This is a genomic window from Coraliomargarita algicola (assembly GCF_033878955.1).
In the GTDB taxonomy this organism is placed as follows: domain Bacteria; phylum Verrucomicrobiota; class Verrucomicrobiia; order Opitutales; family Coraliomargaritaceae; genus Thalassobacterium; species Thalassobacterium algicola.
In genome coordinates this window covers 2,755,001-2,781,753 of the sequence record NZ_CP138858.1, presented here as the reverse complement: position 1 = coordinate 2,781,753, position 26,753 = coordinate 2,755,001, and the positions used below count along the sequence as shown (strand labels likewise).

At 53.1% G+C, this 26,753-nt stretch carries 23 protein-coding genes and 1 pseudogene (1 of these 24 cut by a window edge); 19 read left to right on the top strand and 5 right to left on the bottom strand.

Annotated elements, in window-relative coordinates; all coding sequences use genetic code 11:
* The first annotated feature begins 109 nt into the window (after positions 1-109).
* The 3 genes from SH580_RS11205 to SH580_RS11195 are packed head-to-tail and all read left to right on the top strand — an operon-like array spanning position 110 to position 4,952.
* Positions 110-1,522 carry a hypothetical protein gene (locus tag SH580_RS11205; RefSeq protein ID WP_319830966.1) on the top strand — a complete coding sequence of 471 codons (1,413 nt, stop codon included), beginning with the start codon at positions 110-112 and terminating at the stop codon, positions 1,520-1,522.
* Positions 1,519-3,093, top strand: a complete 1,575-nt coding sequence (locus tag SH580_RS11200; protein ID WP_319830965.1) for a M56 family metallopeptidase — start codon at positions 1,519-1,521, stop codon at positions 3,091-3,093. Before SH580_RS11205 ends, SH580_RS11200 begins: the two co-directional genes overlap by 4 nt.
* Positions 3,006-4,952, top strand: coding sequence for a carboxypeptidase-like regulatory domain-containing protein (locus tag SH580_RS11195; RefSeq protein ID WP_319830964.1), 1,947 nt, complete (start codon positions 3,006-3,008; stop codon positions 4,950-4,952). The genes SH580_RS11200 and SH580_RS11195 overlap by 88 nt, the downstream gene beginning before the upstream one ends.
* Positions 4,953-4,985: 33 nt before the next feature.
* On the opposite strand, the gene msrA is transcribed toward SH580_RS11195, so the two are convergent.
* Positions 4,986-5,606, bottom strand: a complete 621-nt coding sequence (gene msrA, locus SH580_RS11190) for a peptide-methionine (S)-S-oxide reductase MsrA (protein ID WP_319830963.1) — start codon at positions 5,604-5,606, stop codon at positions 4,986-4,988.
* Between the two features lie 269 nt (positions 5,607-5,875).
* Here msrA and SH580_RS11185 point away from each other — a divergent pair, with 269 nt between their 5' ends.
* Positions 5,876-6,187 (top strand): hypothetical protein, encoded by a 312-nt coding sequence (locus SH580_RS11185; RefSeq protein ID WP_319830962.1) that lies wholly within the window; start codon positions 5,876-5,878, stop codon positions 6,185-6,187.
* A gap of 26 nt (positions 6,188-6,213) precedes the next feature.
* Here SH580_RS11185 and SH580_RS11180 read toward each other — a convergent pair whose 3' ends face one another.
* Positions 6,214-7,329, bottom strand: a complete 1,116-nt coding sequence (locus SH580_RS11180) for a beta-galactosidase (protein ID WP_319830961.1) — start codon at positions 7,327-7,329, stop codon at positions 6,214-6,216.
* Positions 7,330-7,564: 235 nt separating this feature from the next.
* On the opposite strand from SH580_RS11180, the gene pncB reads away from it, so the two are divergent.
* From pncB to SH580_RS11115, 14 genes and pseudogenes are all read left to right on the top strand, one after another.
* Positions 7,565-8,728 carry a nicotinate phosphoribosyltransferase gene (gene pncB / locus SH580_RS11175; RefSeq protein ID WP_319830960.1) on the top strand — a complete coding sequence of 388 codons (1,164 nt, stop codon included), beginning with the start codon at positions 7,565-7,567 and terminating at the stop codon, positions 8,726-8,728.
* A complete protein-coding gene (gene nadE, locus SH580_RS11170; RefSeq protein ID WP_319830959.1) occupies positions 8,725-10,686 on the top strand; it encodes an NAD(+) synthase in 1,962 nt (653 codons plus the stop codon). The genes pncB and nadE overlap by 4 nt, the downstream gene beginning before the upstream one ends.
* Positions 10,687-10,692: 6 nt before the next feature.
* Positions 10,693-11,430, top strand: a complete 738-nt coding sequence (locus SH580_RS11165) for an NUDIX hydrolase (RefSeq protein WP_319830958.1) — start codon at positions 10,693-10,695, stop codon at positions 11,428-11,430.
* 156 nt (positions 11,431-11,586) lie between these two features.
* Positions 11,587-12,150 carry a nicotinamidase gene (locus tag SH580_RS11160; RefSeq protein ID WP_319830957.1) on the top strand — a complete coding sequence of 188 codons (564 nt, stop codon included), beginning with the start codon at positions 11,587-11,589 and terminating at the stop codon, positions 12,148-12,150.
* Positions 12,151-12,170: 20 nt separating this feature from the next.
* Complete coding sequence (locus tag SH580_RS11155) at positions 12,171-12,719, top strand: NUDIX domain-containing protein (protein ID WP_319830956.1); 549 nt, start codon at positions 12,171-12,173, stop codon at positions 12,717-12,719.
* Between the two features lies 1 nt (position 12,720).
* Positions 12,721-12,825 (top strand): annotated as a pseudogene (locus SH580_RS22025) (ADP-ribosylglycohydrolase family protein); the annotation flags it as partial.
* Positions 12,826-12,901: 76 nt separating this feature from the next.
* Positions 12,902-13,366 (top strand): ADP-ribosylglycohydrolase family protein, encoded by a 465-nt coding sequence (locus SH580_RS11150; protein ID WP_319830955.1) that lies wholly within the window; start codon positions 12,902-12,904, stop codon positions 13,364-13,366.
* Between the two features lie 18 nt (positions 13,367-13,384).
* Positions 13,385-13,942 carry a nicotinamide riboside transporter PnuC gene (gene pnuC, locus SH580_RS11145; protein WP_319830954.1) on the top strand — a complete coding sequence of 186 codons (558 nt, stop codon included), beginning with the start codon at positions 13,385-13,387 and terminating at the stop codon, positions 13,940-13,942.
* A 224-nt stretch (positions 13,943-14,166) separates the two neighbouring features.
* Positions 14,167-14,979 carry an AAA family ATPase gene (locus tag SH580_RS11140; RefSeq protein WP_319830953.1) on the top strand — a complete coding sequence of 271 codons (813 nt, stop codon included), beginning with the start codon at positions 14,167-14,169 and terminating at the stop codon, positions 14,977-14,979.
* A 137-nt stretch (positions 14,980-15,116) separates the two neighbouring features.
* Positions 15,117-16,790: a hypothetical protein gene (locus SH580_RS11135; RefSeq protein WP_319830952.1), complete on the top strand. Its 1,674-nt coding sequence runs from the start codon at positions 15,117-15,119 to the stop codon at positions 16,788-16,790.
* A 116-nt stretch (positions 16,791-16,906) separates the two neighbouring features.
* The gene (locus SH580_RS11130) at positions 16,907-18,136 is read left to right on the top strand and encodes an inner membrane CreD family protein (protein ID WP_319830951.1); all 1,230 of its coding nucleotides are present in this window, start codon (positions 16,907-16,909) and stop codon (positions 18,134-18,136) included.
* Between the two features lie 185 nt (positions 18,137-18,321).
* A complete protein-coding gene (gene creB, locus SH580_RS11125) occupies positions 18,322-19,050 on the top strand; it encodes a two-component system response regulator CreB (protein ID WP_319830950.1) in 729 nt (242 codons plus the stop codon).
* A complete protein-coding gene (creC, locus tag SH580_RS11120) occupies positions 19,047-20,480 on the top strand; it encodes a two-component system sensor histidine kinase CreC (protein WP_319830949.1) in 1,434 nt (477 codons plus the stop codon). Before creB ends, creC begins: the two co-directional genes overlap by 4 nt.
* An 85-nt stretch (positions 20,481-20,565) precedes the next feature.
* Positions 20,566-23,109 (top strand): peptidase U32 family protein, encoded by a 2,544-nt coding sequence (locus tag SH580_RS11115; protein WP_319830948.1) that lies wholly within the window; start codon positions 20,566-20,568, stop codon positions 23,107-23,109.
* Positions 23,110-23,275: 166 nt separating this feature from the next.
* Here the strand turns inward: SH580_RS11115 and SH580_RS11110 are convergent, their stop codons facing one another.
* The 3 genes from SH580_RS11110 to SH580_RS11100 form a co-directional block, all read right to left on the bottom strand.
* Positions 23,276-24,133 carry a hypothetical protein gene (locus tag SH580_RS11110; RefSeq protein ID WP_319830947.1) on the bottom strand — a complete coding sequence of 286 codons (858 nt, stop codon included), beginning with the start codon at positions 24,131-24,133 and terminating at the stop codon, positions 23,276-23,278.
* Between the two features lie 80 nt (positions 24,134-24,213).
* A complete protein-coding gene (locus SH580_RS11105; RefSeq protein WP_319830946.1) occupies positions 24,214-25,107 on the bottom strand; it encodes a LysM peptidoglycan-binding domain-containing protein in 894 nt (297 codons plus the stop codon).
* A 71-nt stretch (positions 25,108-25,178) separates the two neighbouring features.
* Positions 25,179-26,033, bottom strand: a complete 855-nt coding sequence (locus SH580_RS11100) for a hypothetical protein (RefSeq protein ID WP_319830945.1) — start codon at positions 26,031-26,033, stop codon at positions 25,179-25,181.
* Positions 26,034-26,304: 271 nt separating this feature from the next.
* On the opposite strand from SH580_RS11100, the gene SH580_RS11095 reads away from it, so the two are divergent.
* Positions 26,305-26,753, top strand: the start of a protein-coding gene (locus tag SH580_RS11095; protein ID WP_319830944.1) for a PLP-dependent transferase. 1,054 nt of this gene lie beyond the right edge of the window; 449 of the gene's 1,503 nt are visible here — the first part of the coding sequence; it begins with the start codon at positions 26,305-26,307; its stop codon lies off the right edge, out of view.

The window sequence follows — 26,753 nt, the reverse complement described above, 5'->3', positions numbered from 1 at the left end:
AACAGCTGGCGGGCTGGATTGGATTGCTAGATTAAGCATTAGCCAAATTGTGCTTCGATGAGAGCGATTCGATCTTCCCATTAACCAATCTTTGTGTAGTTTTGTGGGCATGAAAATTATATCCCCTCTCTTGGCGCTCGGTTGTGGTTTAATTGTGGGATATTTTCTTTTTGGGCGAAGCGAGCAGGCGCCTGTGGCGTCCACTTCGGGGCAGTCGCACTTCTCCGGGGCGCCCTCGCTGCCTGCTTCGAATTCAGTGCAGGACTCAGGGGTTTCACCGGAATTCGAAGCATTTGAGCCTGAGTCAGGGTTTTCACAAGAATGGTTGGAGGCTTATGAGCGAATGACTCCTGTGGCCCGTTATGCCGCGCTGGCGGAAATGATGTCGACGATTTCGGTGGAAGATTATCCGCGCATATTGGATCAGATTCGCGATCAATCGGAGGAGGGCATTGGGCAGCTTAGAAATGTGGTGCAGCAACAGTGGATTGTCACAGATCCGCAGGGTATGTTGGCTTACGTCGAGACACTTGATTATAAATATCAACAAAGTTTGCGGCATCAGGTCTTTCGAGAGTGGGCGAAGCAGGATTTTGATGCCGCCTGGGCGACCGCCCAAAGTCTTCCACTTGCGAAAGTTCGTCAGCAAATGATGTCTTCGGTGATTGGCGGCGCCGCAATGGAGTCACCGCAACGTGTGCTCGGCTTGCTGCAGGCGGGGCAGCTGCCCGCGCGACAAGGTCAATGGATGTATCGTTCCGTTTTTCGGGCGCTGGCTGAGACGGACCCTGCGCAGGCGCGCCAAATGGCTGCGGCGATGCCCGCCGGCGATGAAAAGAAATTTGCACTGCTGGGTAGTCTGGATGTTTGGATACAGGACGATTTTAATGCCGCGCTCGCTTGGATTAATTCTCTGCCAATGGACAGTGGTGTCTTTCGCGCCCGAACCGAACTCTTGCAAGGTATTCGTTCCCATGATTTTGAGGCCGTGCGTGAGATTATTGATTCCCAGTCCGATCCGGAGCTGCAAAAGGAATTGCTCCAGCAAGTGCAAATACAGAGCAGTGCGCGTGGAAGGTCCTTCGATGAAATTGTCGAAATGCTTTCCTGGGTAGAAGCACATATGTCGCCTGGAGATTTGAAGAATAAAATGAGCAGTACGATCTATGCCATGGCGGATAGTGATCTCGCGCGTACGGTTGATTATGTAATCAGCCTGCCCTACGGACAGGCTCGTTTGAATGCCTTGGGGGCGGTGGCCAACAAAATGGCGCAAGATGATTTGGAATCTGTGATTCGCTTTGCGGGAAGCCTTGAATATGATGATGAGCGTAAACGCGTGCTCGAGAGTATTACCCATCAGGTGCTGAGGCAGGGTGCGGAGACTGCGGCGGCATTTATTTTGGAGCATAACGATTCAGTTTTGCAGCAGCTGTTGGATGGAGACTCAGTGGATGCCAGTGAGGTGGCTGAAATTCGCAGATTACTTAAAGAGTATGAGTCCAACAACGATGTGTCATGATCGAGTTTTATAATCAATTGACGGCGCCGTTGTTGGTAGAGGCGCTTTTGCATACGCTTTGGGTTGGCGCCTTATGCGCTTTGCTATTGTTCGCTACGCTAAAATGTCTACCAGCGCGACGCTATCATGTGCGCTATGGCATTTCCTTGTGCGTGTTATTGGTGATTTGTGCATCATTGCCAGTGGGGCTGGCGATTTTAACGACGTCCGAAGACGTGGTTTCTCAGAGTGCGCCGCAGCAGCCAAGGTCGGCTGCTGCGGCGGCTGTTTCGCCATCGTTGATGGAAGGGGCGTCTGAGGAGCCAGTCGTGTTGGCAGAAATTGATGCATGGCAGAGCCTGGTGGAGGTCGAGGAAAGGCGCGGGGGCTGGGCCATATACGCCTTCGCCTGCTGGGTGCTCGGTACTGTCGTTGGTATGGTTCGTGTGATTGCTTCGGTGCGCGGCGCACGCAACTTGCGTCGGGATGCAGAGCCGATCGAATGCGTCGAGTTAGCTGTTCTCTGTGAGCGCATTGGCTTGCGTCGTATGGTGCCTGTGCTGAAGAGCGGACTGTGTCAGGTGCCGGCGGTCTGCGGACTGTTCAAGCCTGTGATATTGCTTCCCTTGAGTCAGTTGACCGCGCTGAATCCGGAACACATCGAAGCAATCCTGGCGCATGAATTAGCACATATTAAGCGCTACGATCCGATCGTGAATTTCCTGCAATTGATCGCAGAAGCCTTTTTGTTCTTTAACCCGTTTTTGTGGTGGGTGAGTGGACAGGTGCGGCAAGAGCGTGAAGCTGCCTGTGATGCCATGGCTGTAGAGGCGACCGGGCAGCGATCGATCTATGTGCAAGCATTGACTGAGGTCGCGGCGGGGCAGCTCTTGCCAGCGGATGCCGTTCAGCTTTCGTTTGCTGGTGACGCAAAGTCGGGCACTTTACTTGATCGGGTGAAACGATTGCTCCGGCCCACTTCGTCGCCGGAATTACGTTTGCGAATGCCGATGTTATGCTTGATCTTTGTCGGGGTTTTTTCGGCCGCAGTCCTATTGCAGTGGACGGCGCGTTCGGCAGTTAAGGCGCTGACTCCCGATGAGCGTATTGAACAGGTGAATACAGTACACGAGGTGTATCCGCAGTATGCGGTGGAGTCTTTTGACCAAGATGTGGCAGCTAGCAAGCCCTTGATTCTGTCGGGTCAAGCGCTGTGCCCCGACGGCACGCCGCCGGCAGGGACGGTGCAAATTTATTGTTACTCACGATTTGGACGGGGCTCTATGTTAAGTTCGGAGCAAGCGAGGCACGCAGGTCGTTTTGATTTTATTGTCAAGCCGGGGGATGTTTCGTTACTCGTGTTGGTGGAAGGATGGGCGCCCTTGTATGTGGATTTAGGTACGGTCCGTGAAACACAACGGGAACTGAAGTTTCAACTGCAGGAAGGTTATAATGCACAACTGCGCCTGATCGATCCTGGGGGGAGCCTATTTCAAATGCGAAGGTGGACTACCAATGGGATGTGGGGCCTTCGGGGCGGCTTGATTCGGCAGAAGCCGATGTCAATGGTTTGGTGCAATTGGAGGACTTAGGTGATTTGCCTCTAAAGGTTTCGTGTCGGATTGCAGGTTATCAAGAGATGTCTTTGCGAGATCTGCGATTACAACCTGGCGAGGTGTATGATATAGTGCTTCAGCCGAGTCAGCCTCTAAGGCTGCATGTGTATGCGGCTGAGAGCGGAGAAGCGCTTGCGGGGGCCCAAGTCGAAGTTTTATCACGAGACTTCTCCGCGGGGATGCATATGAGTGCGCTCGGTGCGGAGAAGCCAATTGTCAGCTCAGTGGAGGGCGTGGCAGTCATGAATACTTTGAACGACGCAGGGCGATATTACTTTGGGGTGTCGAAGCCGGGATATATGGGCGAAATCGTAGGGCCCTGTTTAGCTGGAGAGGACGTCAGCCTCGATTTGAAGCCGCGGCCTGTGCTATCTTTTCAGGTCGCAGGCGTACCGGATTCGTTGTTGGATGCTGAGGGTAAAGTTGAGTATACGATCAGTTATTCATTTAGCTATGAGGATCATATGTCATCGGGCAGAGAGCGTGAGACTATGAGTGCGGCTGTGCAGGATGGGGTGCTGCAGTTTGAATTCAGCCCCAAGTGGCGTTCTCAGATTGATCTAAAGTTAGGTGAAATCGATTTAAGTTTTCAGCCAGGGCAATATTTGACATCGGGGGCGGTGCAGGCGTCGCTTGGGGCATCCGCGATTGATCCGGAGCTGGAGTATGTATTGAGGCCGGTTGAAATACGTTTTCAAACCCCGGTAGGTGAGCCGCTGGCGGAAGGACGATTGAGTGTTCGTTTTGATCAGAGCCCGATCGTGAAAGGGCAGGCGCGACGAAGAACGCAGCGTTTGGTCGAAGTGGTTGCTGGCGTGGCTCAGTTCGAGCTTCCAGTTCCGAACCAAATAGAGCTCGAGCCCGAAGGATTGCGTGGCTACTGGTTTGAGCGTGAATATCGGATTGAAGTGCCTTCGTCTGTATCTTCTGAGCCTTTGATACACGAGGTCGAAACGCAGCGTGCGGGAGCTATCGCCGGGAGGATTCTTGAGCCTGATGGCAGCGTGCCTTCCAATTTATTAATCGGAGTTTTTGAAACTGAAAACTCGAACGAGCAGACGAAGCGCAGCTCCCTAAGTATCAAAGTAAAAAATGCATCGAGCAGTCATGATCAGGATAATGAATTCTTGGCGAGTCCACTGCCGCTGGGGGGCAGCTATGTGATATCTGCATCGCGTGGATACACGCATTTACTTTCTGAGCCGATAGATTTGACTGAGGCGCTGCCGGTGCGACGTATTCGAATGGAAATGCCCGTGGGAGAGACGATCAGCGGCAGAGTCATCAATGAGGGCGGTGAAGCGATTGCTATGGCGACGACTCAGTTTAGTTTTGAGCCGAGCGAGGGGCACAGTTTTTCGCGTTCGGGTCCTCGCACGGATCGCGAAGGGCGCTTCCGTCTGGATTCGGTGAACAGCGAGGTGAATGGTGCCTATTATATAACGGTCGACTCCGTTGCAGGCTATCAGCCGATCAAGTCTCGTTTGAACCTTCGTGAGAAGGAGCAGGTGATCCAACTTAAGCCTGGCCATCGGATGAGCGGTGTTGTGATCGAAGCAGGAACTGGCAAGGTGATCCCAGGAGCCGAAGTATATGCCAGTCGCAGTGAGTATCAAGCGGGTGCATTCCCCTTTTCGTTTGATGCCGAGCTTACAGATGCTCAGGGGCGTTTCGAATTTACAAACCTTCCGCCGGGCGAGTTTAAGGTTGCTTCGCGGAGCGGGCGCATGGCTTCAGGTTATGAGGCGATCGGTCACACCGATCTCGATGAAGTGGTCGAGGTCAAGATCGAGCTCTATGAGTGGGAGAAGCTCGTGCCAGTTGAGGTAGAGTAGTCCGTGGGTGCCAAGCGATGTCTGCAATCGCGCTTATTTTAAGCCCAGCTTTTTTAACTTAGGATTTAAGACGCCGACGACGTAGCGGTCGTTCGGGTTGTTTTCGGCGTAGTTCTGGTGATAGCTTTCGGCGGGGTAAAAGGTGTTGAGCGCCTTGATCTCGGTCGCGACTTTATTGCCCGTTTTGGATTCGTAGGCCTGGCGACTGCTTGCGATGGCTTCGCGCTCTGCTTCGTTTTGATAAAGTAAAATGCTGCGATACTGCGAGCCGAAGTCGGGCCAGACGCCGTTGCTGCGGGTGGCATCGTGGGTGGTCCAAAAGAAATCGATCAGCTTGCGATAGGGGATCACTTCGGGATCATAAATGATTTGTACGACTTCGGCATGCGAGGTCTCGCCGCGGGCGACTTGGTAGTAGCTGGGCGAGGCTTCGCTGCCGCCGGCGTATCCGCTCACGACCTCGTTTACGCCTTCTAAACTTTCGAAAAAGGCTTCCACGCACCAAAAACAACCTGCGCCGACGACTGCGGTTTGCATGCCCTTGGGCACTTCGACGCTGGCGGGGTGGAGATCTTTCTCAGTTTTGCTGGCATAGCAGCCAATGGCTAAGAGTGAAAGGGCAGCGATGGTGAAGAGGGAGAGGGTGTGTTTCATGGGGGTAAGATGCATTAGCTGAAAAATAATTCCACTTTCACGGAGTCTTTTTGTGAGCGCATCCTGAGGCATGCAGTTTGCAGTGTTTTTTGAGCTTTTTACATGGATTTTTGCAAGATGGGTTGATGGATACTCCGTAATAAACTTACGCTTTTGTATGAATCTATGAGCTCCATTTGAAATTGGCATGAAAGATGGTAAGTCACCATTCGTCGCACAACTGCGGCAAAAAAGAATAAAAGACATAACAATCAAAAACGGAGGACAATATGAAACGCACAAACGCTGCTATCGCCAACTGGGTCATCGAATTACGAGATGGAGCCTTACAGTTGCAGCGTGCGTTTCCATTTGCTCATGAGGCGGATCTGGTGAGTTTTATGGAATATGTCGGCAAGTTTATGAAATGTCCTGGCATGACGGTGATCACATCGAACACCAAGCATCCGAAGCCATCTGCTATCGTGCGTATGGAAATTTTGCCAGAACGGGCCTTGCTTAAAGCAGCGGGTGATATTGCGACGACTTGTGAGCATGAATATGCTGCCATTCTGTCGTCTCCTGTCGAATCGGCAGCCTAGTCACTCATTACTGCTCAGGCCTCGCGCTATTTATCAGTGATCAATCCAGCTGCGCTGGGTTGATCACTTTTTTGTGCGCCTGAAGCGGGGCAACAGGTCGCGGATTCGTTTGCAGGCGTGTCGCGATAGTGTGTATCCGCCCATTGGTTGAAGTCGGCCATGGCGCTGTTCCATTTGCCCTGTGCGGATCTGCCGGAGCTGCGAAATTCATATTCCCAGGGTTCAATGTAGCGGATGCCGATCTGCTTGGCTTGCTCGAAGACGTGGCTGTAGTCGCCGGATTCGAAGCGGTGGCTTTGGTCCGAGCGTCCAATGACCTGTGCATAAATGTCGCCCGGGTAGGCGGTCAATGCGTCAATCAGTCCCGCCTGGTAGTGAGTTTTACCGGAGAGCCACCATAGGCCGACGCCAACGCGTTTTTCCAAAGAGGGATCGCCCCACAACTCATTCATGATGCGCGTCGGCACGGCCGCGCTGCCATTCAACTCATGGAGTTCGATTGCGATGGCTTTGTTCTTAAAGGCATCGGCGAAATCGTGCGCCGCTTGTTTGCTGGCGTTCACCCACTTATCATCTGTGTAGCCAGCCTCTCGCATTGTGTTCATGTCGACACCATTCAGGTGCCCTTCGATGCCGTTACTCGTCATTTGAGTGACATAGACCAGCGCGAGTTGCGAGTCGTCCTGATAGCGCTCGGCTAGTTTCTGTGCCAGTAGTGCCAGCCGTGCTTGCACGATCGGGTCCCAATACAAGGGGAGGCGATAGCCCGACTTTCCGCGAAAGCTGATTTGGACGAAGTCGGTCTGCAGCGTATCGATCAGCCAGGCCGGGCTGGCGGTGGCGCCGCCCGCGACCGCGAGGGACCAGTGTACGCCATGTTTTTGAGCGTTGGCCACTTGAGCGTCCAAGTGACGGAAATCAAATTCCCCCGGGCGAGGCTCGAGCTTCGACCAGCCGGTTCGAATTAAAACGCCGCGTAATTCAGGGTTCTGATAGATGTTTGATTGGGACGCGCCCGAACTGGAAAAGACACCCGTCGGTTTATACACCGCCAACGCGGAGGAGGCGGAACATGCGAGACTGAGGAGCAAAGTCGTCAGGAGCCAGTAGGTTGGGCATTTCTGATGCATGGATTGAGCCATGTGAAGTAAATCGTGCGTTAGGCGAAAAAGTTTTAAGTGTTAACGAACGTTCATGAGTATTAATGGCGCTGTATTTTTGAGCACTGAAACGTCCGTATTTACATTAATTTGGACGGTTTAGTATCCAAATTAATATAAATGTGGATGGTTTGTGGGTTGCGATACAAGTTCTCGTAAAGACGTATAGTTTAATTTAAGCTTGATAAGTGTAAATAATACACTTTTGTATTTGTTAATGAACACTCTATTGGACAACGATCTTTACAAGTTTACGATGATGCAGGCTGTTTGGTTAAAATATCCTAAGGCACGCGTGCGTTATCAATTTATTAATCGTCGCCGGGAGGATGTCTTTACTGAAGAGGCGGTTCATATAATACGTGAGCGCATCATGCGATTGGCGGACTGCTGCTTGACGGAGGGAGAATTGCAATTTTTAGCAGAGTTACCTTTTATTCGCTTTGATTTTATTGAATTCTTGCGTGGCTTTACGCTTAGCGCGGAAGACGTGAAAGTTGAGTTCGAAGACGGGCATTTGCATTTATGGATTGAAGGAACATGGGTGAATACGATCCTTTGGGAAGTCCCCTTGATGGCCATCATCAGTGAGGTTTATTTTGAGGTGGTGGATATGAATTGGACAAGTGATTTAAGTGGGTATGCTAAGAAGACGGCTGAAAAGGGGAGGCGTTTAAGTGCAGAGGGTTGTAACTTTTTCGACTTTGGCACACGCCGTCGTCGTAGTTATGCGTATCAGGATGCGGTCGTAGCTGCTTTTAATGACGTGGGCGGGACTTTTGGCGGCACTAGTAATCTGCATTTTGCGATGAAGTATGGATTGCGTCCGATTGGGACGATGGCGCACGAGTGGATTATGGGGCACGCAGGCTTAGGGCGGGTAGAGACCGCGAATCAAGTCGCCTTAGATGCTTGGCTTGAGGTCTATCAGGGGCAGTTGGATACTGCCCTGACAGATACGTATACAACTGAGTTCTTCCTGCAAAACATTCGCGGCCGCCTTGCGCAGACTTACGATGCCTTGCGGCACGATAGTGAATGTCCCTTGGGATTTGCTGATAAGGTGCTTCAATTCTATGCCGATGAAGGTATCGATCCGGCTGAAAAGGGAATTGTTTTTAGTGATAGCCTGAATGTGGACAAAGCAGTCGAGATCAATCGTCATGTTGCTGGACGGACGAAGGCTTGGTTCGGTATCGGGACTCATTTCACTAATGACTTTGGCGATAGTCGTGCGCTGAACATCGTGATCAAGTTGTATGAGGTGGACGGAGTGAAGGTGGCGAAGATCAGCGACAATCCAATCAAGGCGAGTGGCGATCCGCTGGCTGTGCAACGTAGTCTTGAGGCGATTCAAGCAGCAGCCGTAAAATTAGCATGAGAAAGCACATACACATCGGAGCCGCTGCGCTCAATACAACGCCAAAGGATTGGAGCGGGAATACCGACATGATTCTTGCGGTGATCGACGAAGCGAAGCGGCGAGGTTTGGGTTTGCTCTGTTTGCCCGAACTGGTGACTACGGGTTATGGCTGTGAGGATGAGTTTCATGCACCCTATGTCTCCGAGTGGGCTATGCGTATTCTGTTGGAAAAAATCATTCCAGCCACGCGTGAGATCGCGGTCACGGTGGGGCTGCCCATTCGTAGTCATGGGGCAACTTACAACGCGATCGCGGTGGTGGTGAATGCAGAGTTGCTTGGCTTTGCGGTGAAACAAAATCTAGCGGGTGATGGTATTCACTACGAGCCGCGCTTTTTTAAGGCATGGCCGAGCGGACACGTAGAACACTATGATTTTGATGGAGGCCGTTGCTTGATTGGAGATCTCGTCTTCGAAATCGATGGGCTTCGGGTAGGCTTCGAGATTTGTGAAGATGCTTGGGTGGCTGGCCGCCCAGGTGTGGAGTTGGCTCAGCGGGCGGTCGATGTTATTTTGAATCCATCGGCGAGTCATTTTTCGTTTGGAAAGAGTCGGATTCGCGAGCGTTTTGTTCAGGAGGGCTCACGCGCCTTCCATTGTGTCTATGTCTATGCTAATCTGATCGGCAATGAAGCTGGGCGTGCGATTTACGACGGTGATTGCCTGATCGCGACACAAGGTGCGATTGTTGCACGCACGGAGCCTTTTCAGTTCCAAGACTACTTACTGATTGATGCAGTGGTCGATGTGGAAGCGAATCGAGTGAACCGAAACCGTCAGGCTAGCTATCGTCCTACATTTGATTCAGTCGAGCGTCTCAGTGTGAGCGAGTGGCAGGTATGGACGGAGGCCGCCTTTACGAAAGCCGTGCCGATGCGCACAGCTTACACACAAAACGAGGAGTTTTACCGTGCCGTCACGCTGGGGCTATTCGACTATATGCGTAAGGCGCGCACAAATGGATTTGCGATTTCGCTCAGTGGCGGTGCTGATTCGGCCGCCTGCCTGGCTTTGGTTTATCTGATGGCGAAGACAGTGCTGCAGGAGAACCCTCAACACCCTTATGTGCGGCAACTCTTAGGAGATGCGGATACGACGACTGAGGCCTTGATGCGGCGCATCTGTGTCTGTGCGTATCAGGGCACGATCAATAGCTCGGACACGACGGAAGACGCGGCTCGTGTCTTAGCGGAGGAGACGGGCGCGCAATTCGTCTCGATCAATGTGCAAGCCCTGGTCGATGAGTACGAGACGATTCTCAGTGGTTACCTCGGGCGTCCGCTCAACTGGGAGACCGATGATATTAGCCGACAGAATATTCAGGCCCGCTGCCGAGCGCCGGGAATTTGGGCGATGGCCAATGCCAGTAACTACCTCTTGCTCTCGACCAGCAACCGCAGTGAAGCAGCGGTGGGGTATTGTACCATGGACGGGGATACGGCGGGGAGTCTGTCGCCGGTCGCTGGGATTGATAAAACATTCCTGCGTCAATGGTTGGTTTGGGCGGAGCGGGAGCACTTGCCGAGTTTGCAGATTGTCAACGGTCTCAACCCGACAGCGGAGCTGCGCCCACTCAGTGCCGACCAAACGGATGAGGAAGATTTGATGCCTTATCCCATTCTGAATCGTATTCAAAAGTTAGCAGTGGTGCAAAAAAAGAGCCCCCGCGCCATCTTTGATTGCTTGCAGGATGAAGTCGAGGGGGCAAGTGCGGAGCAGACATTCGCGTGGTTGAAGCGCTACTTTAGCTTGTGGAGTCGTAATCAATGGAAACGGGAGCGGTACGCTCCGAGTTTTCATGTCGACGACGAGAATCTCGATCCGCGCAGTTGGTGCCGATATCCAATCCTTTCCGGAGGTTATATCGACGAGCTTGCGGAGTTGGAGGCTTTTGTTTTCACTTTGAAAGGAAATTAAGCGACTATGCCACCATCTAGAAAAGCAGCCAGACCGACAGAGTTATCCTCGTTTATTGTATCCGTGGATAGCGTCATCTTTGCCTATATGAACCAGGCGGTGTATATCCCGCTCATTATGCGTGCGGTTGAGCCGTTCCAGGATTGTTGGAGTCTGCCTGGAGGGCCGATTTTAGAGAAAGAAACGCCGGAGTCTGCTTGCTTGCGGAAGCTCGAAGAAGACATGGGTTTGAAGGTCGAGTATTTGGAGCAGCTTTATACCTTTGGTGCGCCCGATCGTGACCCGCGAAAGCGTGCCTTTAGTATCAGTTATTTTGCGCTGATCGCCGAGAGTGAGGAGCCTCTTTCATGGGGGCAGGATTCTCGGACGGCGCAATGGTTTCATATCGATCAACTGCCCGAAGTCGGCTGGGCTTTCGACCACCAGCAAATAGTTCAGATGGCGATCAAACGGCTAAGAGCCAAGCTGAGCTATGAGCCTATCGGGCTGAGCTTGCTGGCTGAGGAGTTCAGTCTGTCTGAATTGAAGCGTATTTACGATGTCATCCTCGGCACCGAATTGGATCGACGGAATTTCCAGAAGAAGCTAAAATCGACTGGCCTGTTGATCCCGACCGCACTGTTCCCAGTCCCCGTGGTAAACCGAGCCAGTTGTATCGCTTCGACGAAGCGCGTTATCAGCAGCTCAAGGAGGAGGGGCTCTCCTTCGGGTTTTGAGCGAGTCCTGTTCTTGTCGTCCTTATAAATGCGGAAGAAGATCCTTGGTTACTTATGGGCTTAGGCGGTATGAAATAATATAAGAATTAGAAATGCATTTGAAAGTGTTGGAGCTTTTTATTAAGTGTAAAATATACACAATATGATTGACGGTTGTTATAATTGTAAATTATACACTTAACCTATGGAGGCGAAAACAGCACTGATAATTGTCGATTTGAACAATGACTTTCTGCCGGGCGGCGCGTTGGGCGTCGCGGGTGGAGATGTCATTTTGCCGGTTATTAACAAGCTAGCTGGAGGCGGAGACTATGCGACTGTCGTGGCGACGCAGGATTGGCATTTGGGCGATCATGTATCTTTTGAGACTTGGCCCGCTCACTGTGTGGCGGGCACTTTTGGTGCGGAGCTGCATGCGGATTTGAATCAGGCTAATGTGCATGCGGTCATTCGCAAGGGCTTCGATCAGGACGTTGATAGCTACAGCGGTTTTTACGATGAGCGAGGGGCGACCAATGGATTGGCCGAACTGTTGAAAGCGCGCGGGATCGAGCGCGTCGATATCGCTGGGATCGCCACTGATTACTGCGTGAAGGCGACTGCCATCGATGCCGTTCTACGAGCAGGACTCAAGGCGCGGGTTTTGCTTGAGGCCTGCCGTGGGGTTGGGGTGCACCCAGGCGATATTGATCAGGCTATCGAGGCAATGCGCACCGCGGGTGTAGAAATCGTGGACGGAACTTTATGAGAGCAATCAAACATACAATCTTGAGTGATACCAAATGGCTGAAATTGGTGGAGGCTGAAGCCGAGATCCAGGGGCGCACCAAGCAGTGGGTTTATTGTAGTCGTCGCAGAGATGTTGAGCAGCCGATTAAAACACCCGATGCGGTGGTGATTGTTCCCTTCGTGAAGCATCCGGAAGGGACCCAATTACTACTTGTTCGTGAGTATCGCATGCCGATCAACCAAACGATGATAGCCTTGCCAGCTGGTCTCGTTGATCCAGGAGAAAGGTGTGAGTCGACAGCTGAGCGTGAGCTTTTGGAAGAGACTGGCTATGCGGTCACCGCGGTTCTGGATAAGAGTCCGCCGACCCTATTTCCATCTGCGGGGCTGACCGATGAGTGCTTTCAATTTGTATTTGTGGAAGCGGAGTATCGTGGTCCAGCTGCGCCGGAAGCTTCTGAAGAAATTGAAGTCGTGCCTGTCACCATCGAGGGCTTACGTGCTTTAATGGCGGGAACCCCTGCGTTTTGTGGCCGCACTTGGCCGCTTTGTTATCAATACTTACAAATGAATAAATTCCCGATTTAAAATGATTACACTGAATGATAAACTTTCCGGCTGTCTGCTAGGCCTTGCTTGTGGTGATGCGGTTGGCACGACCGTTGAGTTTAAAGAGCGAGGCGCTTTTGAGCCTTGATTGATATGGCTCGAATTGCCAAGTCCTATCTAATCGAATCTTTAGTCGAAGGGCTGATCGATGCGCGCAAAAAATGAGAAACAAAGGTGAAATTTCCGGCTTAGTCTGGGGCACTGCGGTGGGCGATTCGCTCGGCTTGCCCGCCGAAGGGATATCGCTGGCTGAGATTAAGAAGTTGGGCTGGCATGACAACTGGAAGCATCGCTTTATTTGTGGCAGAGGTATGCTAAGCGATGTTACCGAGCATACCTTGATGGTGTTGGAGGCTTTGACAGGAGCGATCCTTGGAGCGTTGGCCGGTGCCCAGTTGGGTCGTTCGGGCATTCCTGATGAATGGGGCGACCCCATAAACGATTGGCCCAAGGGAAAATTGTTTATTAAAGCTCACATACAATGCATTCACGATGGGAGAGTCGCCCGTTCTCCGTGTTTCTTGTTACAGCTCGCGCGTAATCTAATTTTTTTGATCATCGTCTTGCTTCACGGTCTGACGCGGTTAATCCCATTTCGGATGCGTAAAATGTTATTCACTGATTAGGTCTGATTGTTATTAAGAATGACTGCATTTGAAGTAATTGCGAACGGTATGAATGCGGTCTCTGTGGTACTGGCTGCGAGAAATAGCGTCCACACTTGGTGGACTGGAGTTATTGGGTGTGTCTTGTTTGGGATCCTTTTCTTTGGTGCTCAATTGTATGCGGATGCCACTCTTCAAATATTTTTTATTATGACTTGTGTCTTTGGTTGGCTCAAGTGGACCAAGGGGGATGAGGGGGCGCCGGCTCCAGTAAAACGAAGCGGAGCTCGTTTGCTAAGTCTCATGGCAGGCTCGGGTGTCCTAGTGACGCTTGCTTATGGCTTTCTTTTGCATGTCTATACGGATGCGTATGCGCCATTTCTGGATTCTACGGTTTTGGCCTTTAGTGTGTTGGGGCAATTGTTACTCATGCAGCGTAGAATCGAAACTTGGTGGTGTTGGATTTTAGTGGATATCATTGCCGTGCCGCTCTTCGCATCACGGGGATTGTATGTAACCTCTGTGCTGTATGCGGCCTTTCTAGCCAATGCGGTGTTCGGATTGCTCCGGTGGAAACGGGAAATGAGGAAAGCATGAGTTATCTATATGCTCGAGGCTTAGTTGTAGGGAAGTTTTCGCCGCTACATTTAGGGCATGAATCATTGATTCGAGCGGCATTGGAACGGTGTGAGCGTGTATACTTAATTTCATACTCGAACCCAGAGTTTTCAGGATGTGAGCGGGCTCATCGGGAGCGATGGCTCAAGCTTCGTTTTCCGAATGTTCATTCAATTGTTATAGATGCCGAGAATGTTTCCTGCATGCTCGGTTCTGTGGGGTGGGACTACTTGCCTAGCAATGAAGCGGCTGCCGAAGTGCACCGTAAACTGTGCGCTGATATTTGCCTGCAAATTTTTAAGACCTCTGTGGATGTCGTTTTTAGTAGCGAGGATTATGGGGCAGGATTTGCCCGATATCTATCAGGTGCATTCAGTGTTTATTATTGTGCGCCAGTTGAAGTTGAAAGTATCTGTTTAGATCCTTCGCGGCGGCGGTTACCAATTTCTGGTTCGCAGATACGTGCGAATCCTCATCAGCATCGCGCTTATTTGAGCTCCGAAGTTTATTGTGATTTTGTGGAAAAGGTATGCTTCTTGGGGGGCGAATCGACGGGGAAAAGCACTTTATCCCGTCTAGCGGCCGAAAGGTTTGCTACGGAGTATGTGGCTGAGTATGGCCGGACACTGTGGGAAGCGCAGGCTGGTCTCTTGCTATACTCGGATATGTTGAAAATTGCTCAGGTTCAAATTGAGCAAGAGCAGCAGGCATCTATGTCAGCGAATCGTTATTTATTTTGCGATACGTCTCCTTTGACGACGCTTCTTTATAGCGACGAAATGTTTGGAGAGGTCGATGACGCGTTGGAAGTTTTAGCGAACCGTCAATATGAGCATATTTTTCTGTGTGAACCTGACTTTGATTTTGTTCAGGATGGAACTCGAAAAGACGACTCATTCCGCCGCTACCAACACGATTGGTATATCCGGGAATTGAATAAGCGTGGACACCATTATATTCAGCTAAAGGGATCCATCGCGGAAAGACTCAAGGTGATCGAGTCGGTTCTATCGTGAACTGAGATTTTCAATAGCAAGGGGGCTGTCTAGTTTCCAATATAATAGAATGTGCTTAGCGCTATATGGTCTGTTCCCCCCGCGATTTCACAGAGAGTTCATAATGTTTTCAAAGAAGGGTTCTAGGATGGGGGACGATGAAAACAATTCTATGCTTCTTCTTATTATTTAGTGTCGGTTTGAGCGCGTTGGGTGCTGCGGGCGGCATTTCGCAGGCGACGGTGACCTTGCCCTATTCCGAATTGCGGGGCTTGCTGGAGCGGGCGCAAGCTGCCAGCGACGACCGCGTGCCGCCCAAGCCGCCGGTGGACGTGTGGGTGCAGTCGGCGAATTATGTGGTCGATTGCACGGATCTGGCTGCGGTCAGTTTGCAGGCTCGTTTCAGTGTGGTGAACCTTTCGGATGCGTGGCAATCGGTCTTTTTAGTTAAGGATAGTGAGGGCATTCGCTCGCTGGATCCGCCGGATGCGAAACTGGTGCCGATGGATGGTGGCATGTGTTTATTGCTGGAGCCGAAAGCTGCGTCCACTGTGACGCTGGGGCTGCAGGCTGCGCCAGTGCAGCGTTCGCAGCGCGGTCAATTGCTTGCTGATTTTATGGCGGTGGGGGCGGGACAGTCGACTCTTGAGCTTCGGCATGCGGAGGATCCAGCGGCTATCATTGTGACGGGGGCAGTTGCTGCGAATCGTGAGAAGACAACATTCAGTTTACCGGCGTCTGGTGGGTCTGTGCAGGTCAAGTTGTATGCGCCCGAGGCGATGCAGCCGACGCAGTGGCAAGCTTCGGCGAAGCACTGGATTCGTGATCTGGGGGGCGTGATGCAGGTGAGCTGTCACCTGCGGCTGAATGCGACTGACGGTGGCCTCACGTCCAGGGCGCAAGTACGCTTGGCGAGTCCTGCCAGTGTGAATACTGTGGCGGACTTCGGCCGCGGTGGAGGTGTGCGTGATTCGATAGAGATGACCGCTCAAGGGCCGATTTTACATTTGGAGTGGCCACACGACGAGGCGACCACACGGGAAGTGATGATTCAATATGCCGTGCCGATCGATCTGGTGGCGGAGCAGTTCGCGGTGCCGCTTGTGAGGGTGGAGGGCACGAAGAAGACCGACAGCGCATGCTATCTTTCCGACTTCGATGGGGTCGAGGTGACGCCAGCTGCGGGGGCGTGGATGCCGCTCGGGCGCTTGCCCGATTGGATGGGGGCGTCCGTGCGGATTGAGAAGCTGAGGTATCTCACGCTTTCGGATACAGCGGCCTTAGAACTATCTGCGCGGCCACTGCCACGGGTGAAAACCGCTTCGGCCACGGTGGAGACGGCGGAGTATGTCAGCGAGTTGGTGGCCGAAGGGAGTCGGTTGCACCGAGCCAAGCTTGTGATCGAACACGCCGACGCGGCTGAATACCGTTTCGTGCTGCCGGCAGGTGGTAAACTGCTGTCTAGTTCGATCAACGGTCGCTCGATGGATCCGTTGTTGGCGGAAGATGGCGGGCTGATCCTTAATTTGCCCAAAGGCAGTGGGACACATTCCAAGACCACAGTGGGCTATGTCTTTACCAGCAAAGGGCCAAAGATGAATCCCGTTGAGGGCAGAGTATCACTGGAGCTGCCGCGCACGCCCCTGTTTGTGCACCGCTTGATCTGGCAGCTGCAGTTGCCCAGTGAATATCAGGCCACCGCGCTGGAGGGGAACGTCGTGATCGACGCCGGAGATGCGCATGGCGGATCGGTGCGTCTGAGTAAACAGATCTATGACGACGAAGCACCGGTGGCTTCGCTTTATTACACACGCCGAGACCTGGAGCGCTGAAGCTTTATTTGTAGGGGCTTCACTTGTGACGCCCGCCGAAGCAAAGCACGCAAACACGACGGTCTTCACCAGTGAGGTCTCTGCGAGAGATGACCTCAAGTAACAATTACAAAATTATGCACAAATACACACTGACATTTCGCTCCATCTTCGCGGTGGGTTTTATTTTCATCTGCACCGCAGTCGGCTGGTTTCTTCTAGGCGGGGCGCTGACGCATCGTTCGATGGATCGCTCCGGCTCATTGATGTATGAAGTGCAGGCGACTTGGGGGCCGCAGTTGCGGCAGGCGCACCCGATCGCTTGGTATGAATCGCCTGCTAATGCTTCGGGACGTTCGTCTGTCAGCCCGAGTATGAGTCGGGTGCAAGTCGATCTGCAGTATGAGCCAAAGCGCAAGGGCTTGTTCTGGTATCGCACCTATCAGGTGCAATTTGCTGCCAATTATGAAATCCCGAATCCGACGCCGATCGCGCAAACCGTGTATGTAGCGTTCAGTCTGCCTTCCGCCGATGCGAGCTATAACAATTTCACCTTCGAGCTCGAGGGCGCAGGCGTCGACGAGCCCATCTTACGCGAGGGCACCATCACCCAGGCGGTGGTGATACCGCCCCTAAGCACGGCGCCCTTGCGGGTGAGCTATCATGCGCGCGGCCTAAACCATTGGGAGTATGATCTCAACGGAGCGAGTCGTGTGCAGAATTTCCAGTTAGCCATGCAGACCGATTTCGAATCGATCAATTTCCCCGGCGGCACCGCATCGCCCACCGACCGTTCGGAAATCGCCACGGGCGGGTGGGATTTGATCTGGGACTACCCCGACGTGATTGGCGCGCAGTCGATCGGCATGGACATGCCCAAAGTCTTAAACCCCGGGCCGATTGCGAGCCGTATCAGTTTCTTTGCGCCGGTCTCCTTGCTTTTCTTTTTTGCGGTCCTGTTAATCTTTGGCGCAGTGACGGGGATCAATTTGCACCCGATGAATTACTTCTTCTTAGCGGCCGGCTGTTTCGCATTTCAACTACTCTTCGCTTACACGGTCGATCTGATGCCGATACATCTGTGCTTCTTTTTATCGGCTGCGGTTTCGTTGCTATTGGTGTGTGGGTATCTACATGCCGTTGGTGGTCGCGCGCTGACACGGATCGCGCTGCCTGCGCAGTTCGCTTACATGGTATTGTTTAGCTACAGCTTCTTCTTCGACGGTTTGAGCGGGCTGACCATCGCGATCGGTGCCGTGTTGACGCTGGCCGTCTTGATGCGCGCGACCGCCAAGATGGACTGGTCGACGGTGTTTGTGGCACGTAAGCGTGGCGACAGCGGGCTGTCAGTAGGGAGTGGGGAGTAGGGAGTGGGGAGTGGGGAGTGGAAAGTAGGGAGTGTGTAGAAATTCGGGGTGATGAATATCGCGGACTCGTGATGAAGAGTGGAGAGAAGCTTGGTGATGTGTTCCATCAACTGCGGTCTTCACAAGTGAAGCCCCTACGTTTTGCATTTCAATTGGTTCCTTTGCTTGTTAGGTTTTGGTATAAAATGACTTCTCATTCTGATAAACTGCCCCGTGTGCTGGTCGTCGAGGACGAGCCTTCGATTCGTGATAGCATTGTGTATGCTTTGGAGTCGGAGGGCTTTGCGGTCGATCACACGGCATCGGGCGGGGAGGCTTTGGCGCATCTGCAGGCGACGCAGTATGCCTTGGTGGTTTTGGATGTGGGGCTGCCGGATATGAATGGTTTCGACCTGTGTCGTGACTTGCGGCTGCGCAGTCAGGTGCCGGTGATCTTTTTGACGGCGCGCGCCTCGGAGGTGGATCGGGTGGTGGGCTTGGAATTGGGCGCGGACGATTATGTGACCAAGCCTTTCAGTCCACGTGAGCTTTCGGCGCGGGTGCGGGCCAACATCCGCCGCGCGCAGTTGAACGCGCCGCCTGTGCCGCTGCCGAATGCGGTGGCTCCGCGGGCGCGTTCAGGGCTGCCCTTCGAGGTTGATTATGAGCGTTGGCAGATTTGTTACTACAGTTCGCTGCTAACTTTGTCGCGTTATGAATTCCGCCTCTTGGTCGCGCTGATCGAAAAGCCGGGCCGTGTGTATTCGCGTGCGCAGTTGATGGACCTCGCATGGGAGGAGCCGGACGCCTCGATGGAGCGCACGGTCGATACCCATATCAAATCCGTGCGGGCCAAACTGAAAGCTTTGCGGGCCGATGTGGATCCGATTGTCACACACCGTGGCATTGGATATTCGATGAGAGAGCATTGGTGAGTTTAACCAATCGCATATTGATCAGCCTCGCGCTGATGGCTTTGGCTGGTTTCGCGGTCTTGCTGAATCCGATCTTGGATCGGGTCGAGCGCCAGTATTTGGAAGCGACCGAAGAGCCGATGGTGGATGTGGCGGAGATCTTGGCGGCCCTCTTATCGCATCAGGGCGGGCATGCGATTCTTGCGCCGGAGGCTTGGCGTTCTGGTATGGAGTCAGTCAAAGCGAAGCCGCTGAATGCCAAGATTTATAATCTGATGAAGGACAAAGTGCTGATGGACTTTTATATCACCGATGCGGCGGGGCGGCTCATTTACGATTCCGGAGTGGTGGGCCAGGTGGGCGAGGATTTTAGTATTTATCTGGATGTGGCGCGCACATTGCGCGGGGAGTATGGCGCCCGCTCTTCTCGCTTGGATGAGGCCGACCCGACCTCTTCGGTGATGTATGTGGGCGCACCGATTGTGAATGACGGCGAAATCATCGGCGTGCTCACCGTCTATAAGCCGCAGCGCAGCATGTTGCTCTTTATCATCGAGACCAAGCAGCGCTTGATTCGACTAGGACTGCTGGCGGTGGGCTTGGTGCTTTTGCTGGGATGGCTGCTTTCGAAATGGGTGACTCAGCCCCTGCGGCGATTGACCGCCTATGCGGCCGCGGTCTCGCGGGGAGAGCGTCCGCCGGCGCCGGTCATGCCAGGGCGGCATTTACGCATTCTCGGGGAAAGCACTGAGGCGATGCGCGAGGCTCTGGAAAACCGCAAATATGTGGAGTCCTATGTGCAGTCGCTGACGCATGAAATGAAGTCGCCGATTGCCGGGATCCGTGGGGCGGCGGAATTGTTGCAGGAGGACCTGCCCGCGGCGAAGCGCACACAATTTCTGGCGAACATTGAATTAGAATCCGCTCGCTTGCAAAATCTGGTGGATCAACTGCTGGCCTTGGCCTCGCTGGAAAATCGCACCGAACTGGGCGATCCCGTCGAGATCGAGCTGAGTGCGTTGATCCGGCGTATCGTGAATCATCACGAGTCCAGCCGACTGAATAAAAAGATTCACTTCGAGCTGCAGCTGTCGGACGAGTGCAGGGTCGAGGGGGAGCGCTTCCTGTTGGAGACTGCGCTCAATAACCTGCTGCAAAACGCCATCGATTTTTCACCGCTGGAGGGGCGCATCGAAATCCGAGCCTGGCTGGAGGGGCGTCAGGTCGCGATTTCCATCTGCGATGAGGGGCCCGGGATTCCAGAATTTGCGCTCGAACGCATCTTTGATCGTTTCTATTCCTTGCCTCGGCCTCACAGTGAGCGCCGGAGCTCGGGGCTGGGCTTGTGCTTTGCGCGCGAAGCTGTCGAACTGCACCGAGGCAGCTTGCAGGTGGGGAATCGTCAGCAGCAGGCCGGCGCCGAAGCGGTGATTCGTTTGCCGCAATTGTGAGCGACAAAATGCGGGCTGTCGCTCGGGGACGTGTTTTCGCTCTTCACTTTTGAGGGTTTAGCTCAATAAAAGTAGCCAGACACTCATGCCCAAACTCATACCAAAACGCCTCGGCGCAGATCAGGATCGATCACACGCCGTTTTACAAAAGCCAGAAATTCTCGCGCCTGCGGGGGATTGGGAGTGCGCCCGCGCGGCTGTCGAAAATGGGGCCGATGCGATCTTCTTCGGCTTGGATCGTTTTAATGCGCGCATGCGGGGCAAGAATTTCACCGAGGCCGACCTGCCGGATCTGATGGCCTATCTGCACGGGCGTGGTGTGCGGGGCTATGTGACCTTTAATACGCTGGTCTTCTCTAATGAGCTCGCAGACGCGGAGAGCTTTCTGCGCTCGATCATCCGCTCCGGCGTGGATGCTGCCATCGTGCAAGACGTGGGCATCTGCCAGTTGATTCGTAAAATTTCGTCCGACTTCCCGATTCATGCTTCGACCCAGATGAGTGTTACCAGCGAGGCGGGCGTGCACTTTGCCGAAGAGCTGGGCAGCAGCGTCGTGGTGCTGGCGCGTGAGTGTTCGCTCAAGGAGGTGCATGCTATCAAAGAAAAGACTCTGAACAAGGGCTTGGATATGCCCTTGGAAATTTTCGTGCACGGGGCGCTCTGTGTGGCTTACTCGGGGCAATGCCTGACCAGTGAGTCGCTGGGGGGCCGCTCGGCCAACCGCGGTGAGTGCGCGCAGGCCTGCCGTCTGCCCTACGGCTTGTATAGCGATGGCGAGCCCGTCGATCTCGGAGATCGGCGTTATTTACTGAGTCCGCAAGACCTGGCTGGATTGGATGCCATGGACGAGATCATCGATGCTGGGGTGGCGAGTCTGAAAATCGAGGGCCGCTTGAAGGCGCCGGAGTATGTGGCCGCTGTCACGAGTGTGTATCGTAAGGCATTGGATGATGCCTGGACGCGTCGGCATGGCGAAGCGGCGCATACGCCCGCGCCCTACCGTCAGGCTGAGGGGCGCTACGCGCTGGAAATGACTTTCTCCCGTGGCCTGTCGACCGGATGGTTGGGCGGCATCGATAATCAAAAACTAGTGCATGCCCGCTTCGGAAAAAAGCGCGGCCTACGACTGGGGGTGATCGACCGCATTGAGCGCGACGGCATTTGGCTGCGGCTGGAACATCCGCTCAAAGCTGGCGATGGCGTGGTGATCGATCGCGGTCGCCCTGATGAACACGAAGAAGGGGGTCGTATCACATCTGTGGATACCAATGTCGACGAGAGCTTCATTCGCTTCTTCCAAGGCTCGATCAACTGGAAGCGCGTCGAGCCCGGGCAGGTGGTTTACAAGACCTCCGACCCCGCGCTGGATAAGAGCTTGCGTCAAAGCTTCGAGGTCGAGCAGCCGAACTACAAGCGTCCGATCCATGCCAGTGTGAGCGGGCGGGTGGGCGCGCCGCTAAGCCTGACCTTGCGCGATGACGAAGGGCACATCGCTCAAGCACAGTCAGAGCCCGAACTGCAAGCAGCGCGCAACAAACCACTCGACGAGGCGATGCTGCGCAAGCAACTCGGACGCTTGGGCGGCAGTGCTTTTTACCTGGGCGATTTGGACATCGATTTGGCGGGCGACTGCATGTTGCCCGTGTCTGCCTTGAATCAATTGCGCCGTAATGCCGTCGACTTACTGATGGCGCACCGCGCTGAGCCGCTGCGCTGGCAAATGAACCCAGCGCCGCAGATTACTATCGGCGAACCCGCAGCTGTCGGCAAAGCAAGCAGCCCTTATTTGATTCCCTACGTGCGCAATGCCGAGCAATTCGCGGTCGCTCTGGAACTGCCCTACGACGAGATATACCTCGAGTTAGAAGATCCGCGCAAATACGCCGCGGCCGTGGCGCAAGCCCGAGGCGCCGAGGAGGCCGATGGTCGCACGCGCCAGATTTGGGTGGCGCCGCCACGCATGTTTAAGTCGGGCGAAGACTTTCTAATCAAGCAACTGCTCAACTGTGGCGCCGACGGTTTTCTCGCGCGTAACCACGAGCACCTCACCGCGCTGGCCGATTATCGCATGCGCGGCGATTTCTCTTTGAACGTCGCCAATCACCTGAGCGCCGCCTATTTTATCGAGCGCTGGGGATTGGAGCGTTTGACCGCATCCTACGATCTCAACACCGCGCAGTTGGATGCACTTCTGAGTCATTCACCTGCCGGCAGTTTCGAGATCACCCTGCACCAGCACATGCCGATGTTTCACATGGAGCACTGCGTCTTTTGTGCCTTTCTCTCCGAAGGTAAGGATTTTCGCGATTGCGGACGCCCCTGCGACAGTCACCAAGTGCAGCTCAAGGATCGCGTGGGAGCCCTGCACCCACTCAAAGCCGATGCCGGTTGCCGCAATACATTGTTTAATTCCAAGGCGCAAACCGGTGCCGAGTACATTGAGTCAATGACCGCCCAAGGCGCCGGTGCCTATCGTATCGAGTTTCTCAATGAGACCGGTGAGGAAGTGCGCCGCACCATGCAGCATTACGCCGATTTGCTCGCTGGAGAGATCAGCGCGGAGCATCTTTGGAAAGAACTCAAACTGATCAATCAACTCGGCGTGACCCGCGGCACCTTGGAGCGCTAGTGCGGCTAAGCTTTGTTTCAACAGGCGTATACAGAAGGTCCAGTCCTATCTGGAAGTTGAATAGTAATGCCTCGACTGCTTCGTTTAAATTGTGTGTTATGATTGCCAGCAGTAACTGCTTATAGCTCTAGCTTTTCGGTTGAAGTTCCCAGGGATGGGAGCGTGTCTACTTTGCAAGGCTGTCTGGTATTTCAAAAAGTTTAGAAATGATTCCAGTATTGAGTGAGGCGCTATTGAGTTGTATGCGATTCATGACTTTATCATTGATGTAAGTTGTCATGAAAAAGGGGATCGGCATGCCATCGACATCGCGATAATCAGAATATAGGGTTTTTTGTAGTGTGCCATCGGGGAGCGTTTGCGTCTCAGCAAGCGGGTGCATGCTTTGAGGATCGATAAAAGTTTCAATTTTTTCCCCTTCGGCGTCTGTTACGTGTACTTTTAGACACTCGCTATCTTCCCATTCGGCGGATTCGATCGCTGTGATGTGGCCATTACCTAAGTGGGCTTCGATGATTCGGTCGTAGAAGCGAGCTTGTGATTTCCATGTTTGGGCTTCGCTGCCATCGATGGTTGTTGAATGTGGTTCTCGGTTTGGTGTGCGGATGCGTCGCCAAACTGTTTGGCCGTTTACGCCGAAAGTTATTTGGTGTGCTTCACGGCTGATTGTGAATAGCATTAGATCCGGCTGTTTTTTGATGAGCACAAAGTTTTCATTTTTTGTGCCGTCGTCGATTTTTCCTGTCACACGTATGGTTTGTGTGGTTTGGAGGAGCGGTGCCTTGCAATTTATTGCGAGATAGGCAGCCATAAAAGTTTCTGGGTTTAGCAATTTTTGAATGCTGCCGCGGGGCGATTGAGTTTCGGCCGTGCTCGTGTCGGGGGCGCGGGTAGATTGTATGGCGGTATAGATTGCTGCACAGGTGAGTGCAAACGTCGTAATGTAGAGGATGCGCTTTGACAGTCTTTGGAGTTTACTAGGCTGGTCACTCGCTTGCTTGGTATTGGTATAGGGGGAGCCCATTTCTATGTTTTGTATATTTTCGTTAGAGTATCGGCCTCAGCGCTTGTTAGGGCAAACTTATTGTGACGGTCAGGACTGTCTCAGTCATAGCGTGCGTGCATGGCAGCGAGTGGGAAGTTTTTACCTGGGCAAATGGTTTGTTCGCCTCGTAGGTCGCGATGTCCGGCAAATTGTTTTGCGCCAGGGATGACTTCGCCGCGCAGCCAATCCATCAGCTGCGTGAAGGCGGCGAGCTGGCGATGGGTGGGGTGGCTGGTCTCGAAGTTGCCGACCAGGCAAATGCCTATAGCGGTTAGGTTGATATGATAGTTTTTTACGTGGCCGCCGAGTAATTGTTTGGTCCAGCGAGGGCCGATTTCAATTTCACCATCGCCGGAGTCGATGCCATTTCCGATAACAAAGTGGTAGGCGAGTCCGTTTTTCATGCCACGCTTGCGGTGGGCCCGGTCGTAGATGGCTGCGTTGCCGTACTTAATCGCGCTGTGATGGGCGACGATTCGTTTCCAGTTCTGGGTGCGGACATGGATCTTGGCGGTTTCGGCTTTCACCTGAGCCAGTAAGTCTTCCATGGGGCTGGCTGCGGGCACTTGCAGCTTCTGACCAATTAAGATTCTGTCGCCGGAAAGGTTGTTGGCACGTTTTAGGTCGCTGATGCTGATGCCATGCGTGAGTGCGATGCCTCCGAGTGTATCTCCATTTTTGACCGTGTAGGTGTTGCTTGCTGACGTGGTGGCTGCCTGTCCGCTTTGTGTTGGAATGCTTAACGTTTGTCCAACTCGAATTAGGTCACCTGTGAGCTTATTTAGTTTTCTGAGTTCTGATGTGCTGACGCCGTATTTGAGTGCAATGTGTCCGAGGGTATCGCCGTTGCGAACAGTGTATGTCGTATGAGCGTTGCTAAGCTTGAGTCCAGTTAAGCTGCCTAGGACGATTAGGCTGGCACGTTTGGAAAACTCTCGGCGGGGGAGGTGCATATCGGTGAATGGTCGTTGACTAGTATCCAAATTACAGATGATTCATCATCTGTAAAGTCAGAGGGCTCGATCTACCGTAGGGAATCTGGCACCTCGAAGAGTCTCGACATGATTCCAGTATTGATTGCTGCTCGTTCGATTCGCGTGCGGGTGGTGATTGTGTTATTCACGGAGGCGATGATATGGAAGGGAATTGGAATGCCGTCGACATCATGATAATCGAAAAATTCGCTCTGTTGAATACTGCCATTGCTCAAGATTTGTCTTTCTGCAATCGGATACATCGTGAAGGGGTCGATGAATGTTTCTACCCTTTTTTCGTTGGCATCGGTTATGTGGACTTTGAGGCAGTCATTTCCGTTCCAGTCGGCTGCTTCGATGCCGGTAATGATTCCCTTGCCTAAGTGTGCTTCGATGATGCGGTCGAAAAAATGGGATTGAGCGCGCCAAGCTTCGGCGGCTTCTCCTTCGATCATAGTGTGGATGTCATCTTTTTTGGGTATTCGAATCCGCTCCCAGACTTCCGGGCCGATGATTCCGTAGGTGATTTCATGTGTGACGCGGTCGAGGTTGAATAGCATTCGATCTGGGCGCATTTTTACCAAGACAAAATTCTCGCTGTTACCGTCGCTTTCGACTGTGCCTGCGATTCGAATTGTTCGGATACTTTCCAGTAGTGGCTCTTTGCAGTTAACGGATAGGTAGGCGGGCATGAATGCTCTGAGTGAGGTCAGTTCTCGAATGGTGCCGTGTGGGAATTGAGTTGATGCGTCGGACTGATCTGAATTACCGATTGACTTGATTGCGGTATAGATGGCCGCGCAGACTAGCAAAATTGCACCCAAATAGAGCGCTTGTTTCGATAGCCTTTGGATTTGAGTAGGCTTCCCGCCCTTACGCTTGGTGTTGGTGTATGATGAGCCCATTTGTAATCTTGCGAATTTCGTATACTGCTAAGTGGTAATTGTGGGGTCAATTCAAATGCAAGTTGCTAATCAGTGGAGGGAGGGACCTTGGGGTGGTGTGCTCCGTTTTGGGGATTTGAATGTTCTGATCGGCTGAATCGAGCCAGATGTGAATTATTCGATCAGATGTGTTGTTGTGTGGATTTTCATCTATTCTCGATATCATTGTGATCGAGTCCATGCTCGCCAAATGGCATTAAGCCTTTTTTGTAGCTAGTTTTATTTCCTACCAATGAGCTCTCTTAGACACTATCCTCTGGGTGAAACATGTCCAGCTAGTCCCCATGCAGTCGTCAGTAGTCTGCCGACGATGGCCGATGTGCGCGGCTACGAAGAGCGTGAGCCGCGCGTTATCAATGCTTTGAAGTCGGGGTACCCGCGCTTTGTGCAGCACGAGTTTATTGTGGACTTAGTGGCGTTTTATCTTGAGCGCGCTGGCTTGGATTCGAGGGGGGCAGTTTTGGTCCCCGGGCGTCGGGCGATGCAGGACTTAGTGGATCGTGTGGGGGCGGGTGTGACCGGGTTAGAGGTTGAAGATGATTTGTTTCTGTTGCACTTTGATGGGACGAACCAAGAGCTATGCCATCGGGTGCGAAAGTTTGTGCAACACACGGGGGTTGGGATTTCATCGCGCCAGGCGGAAGATCTTTTATTAGTTCATGGGTTGCGTGAGGCGGTGTT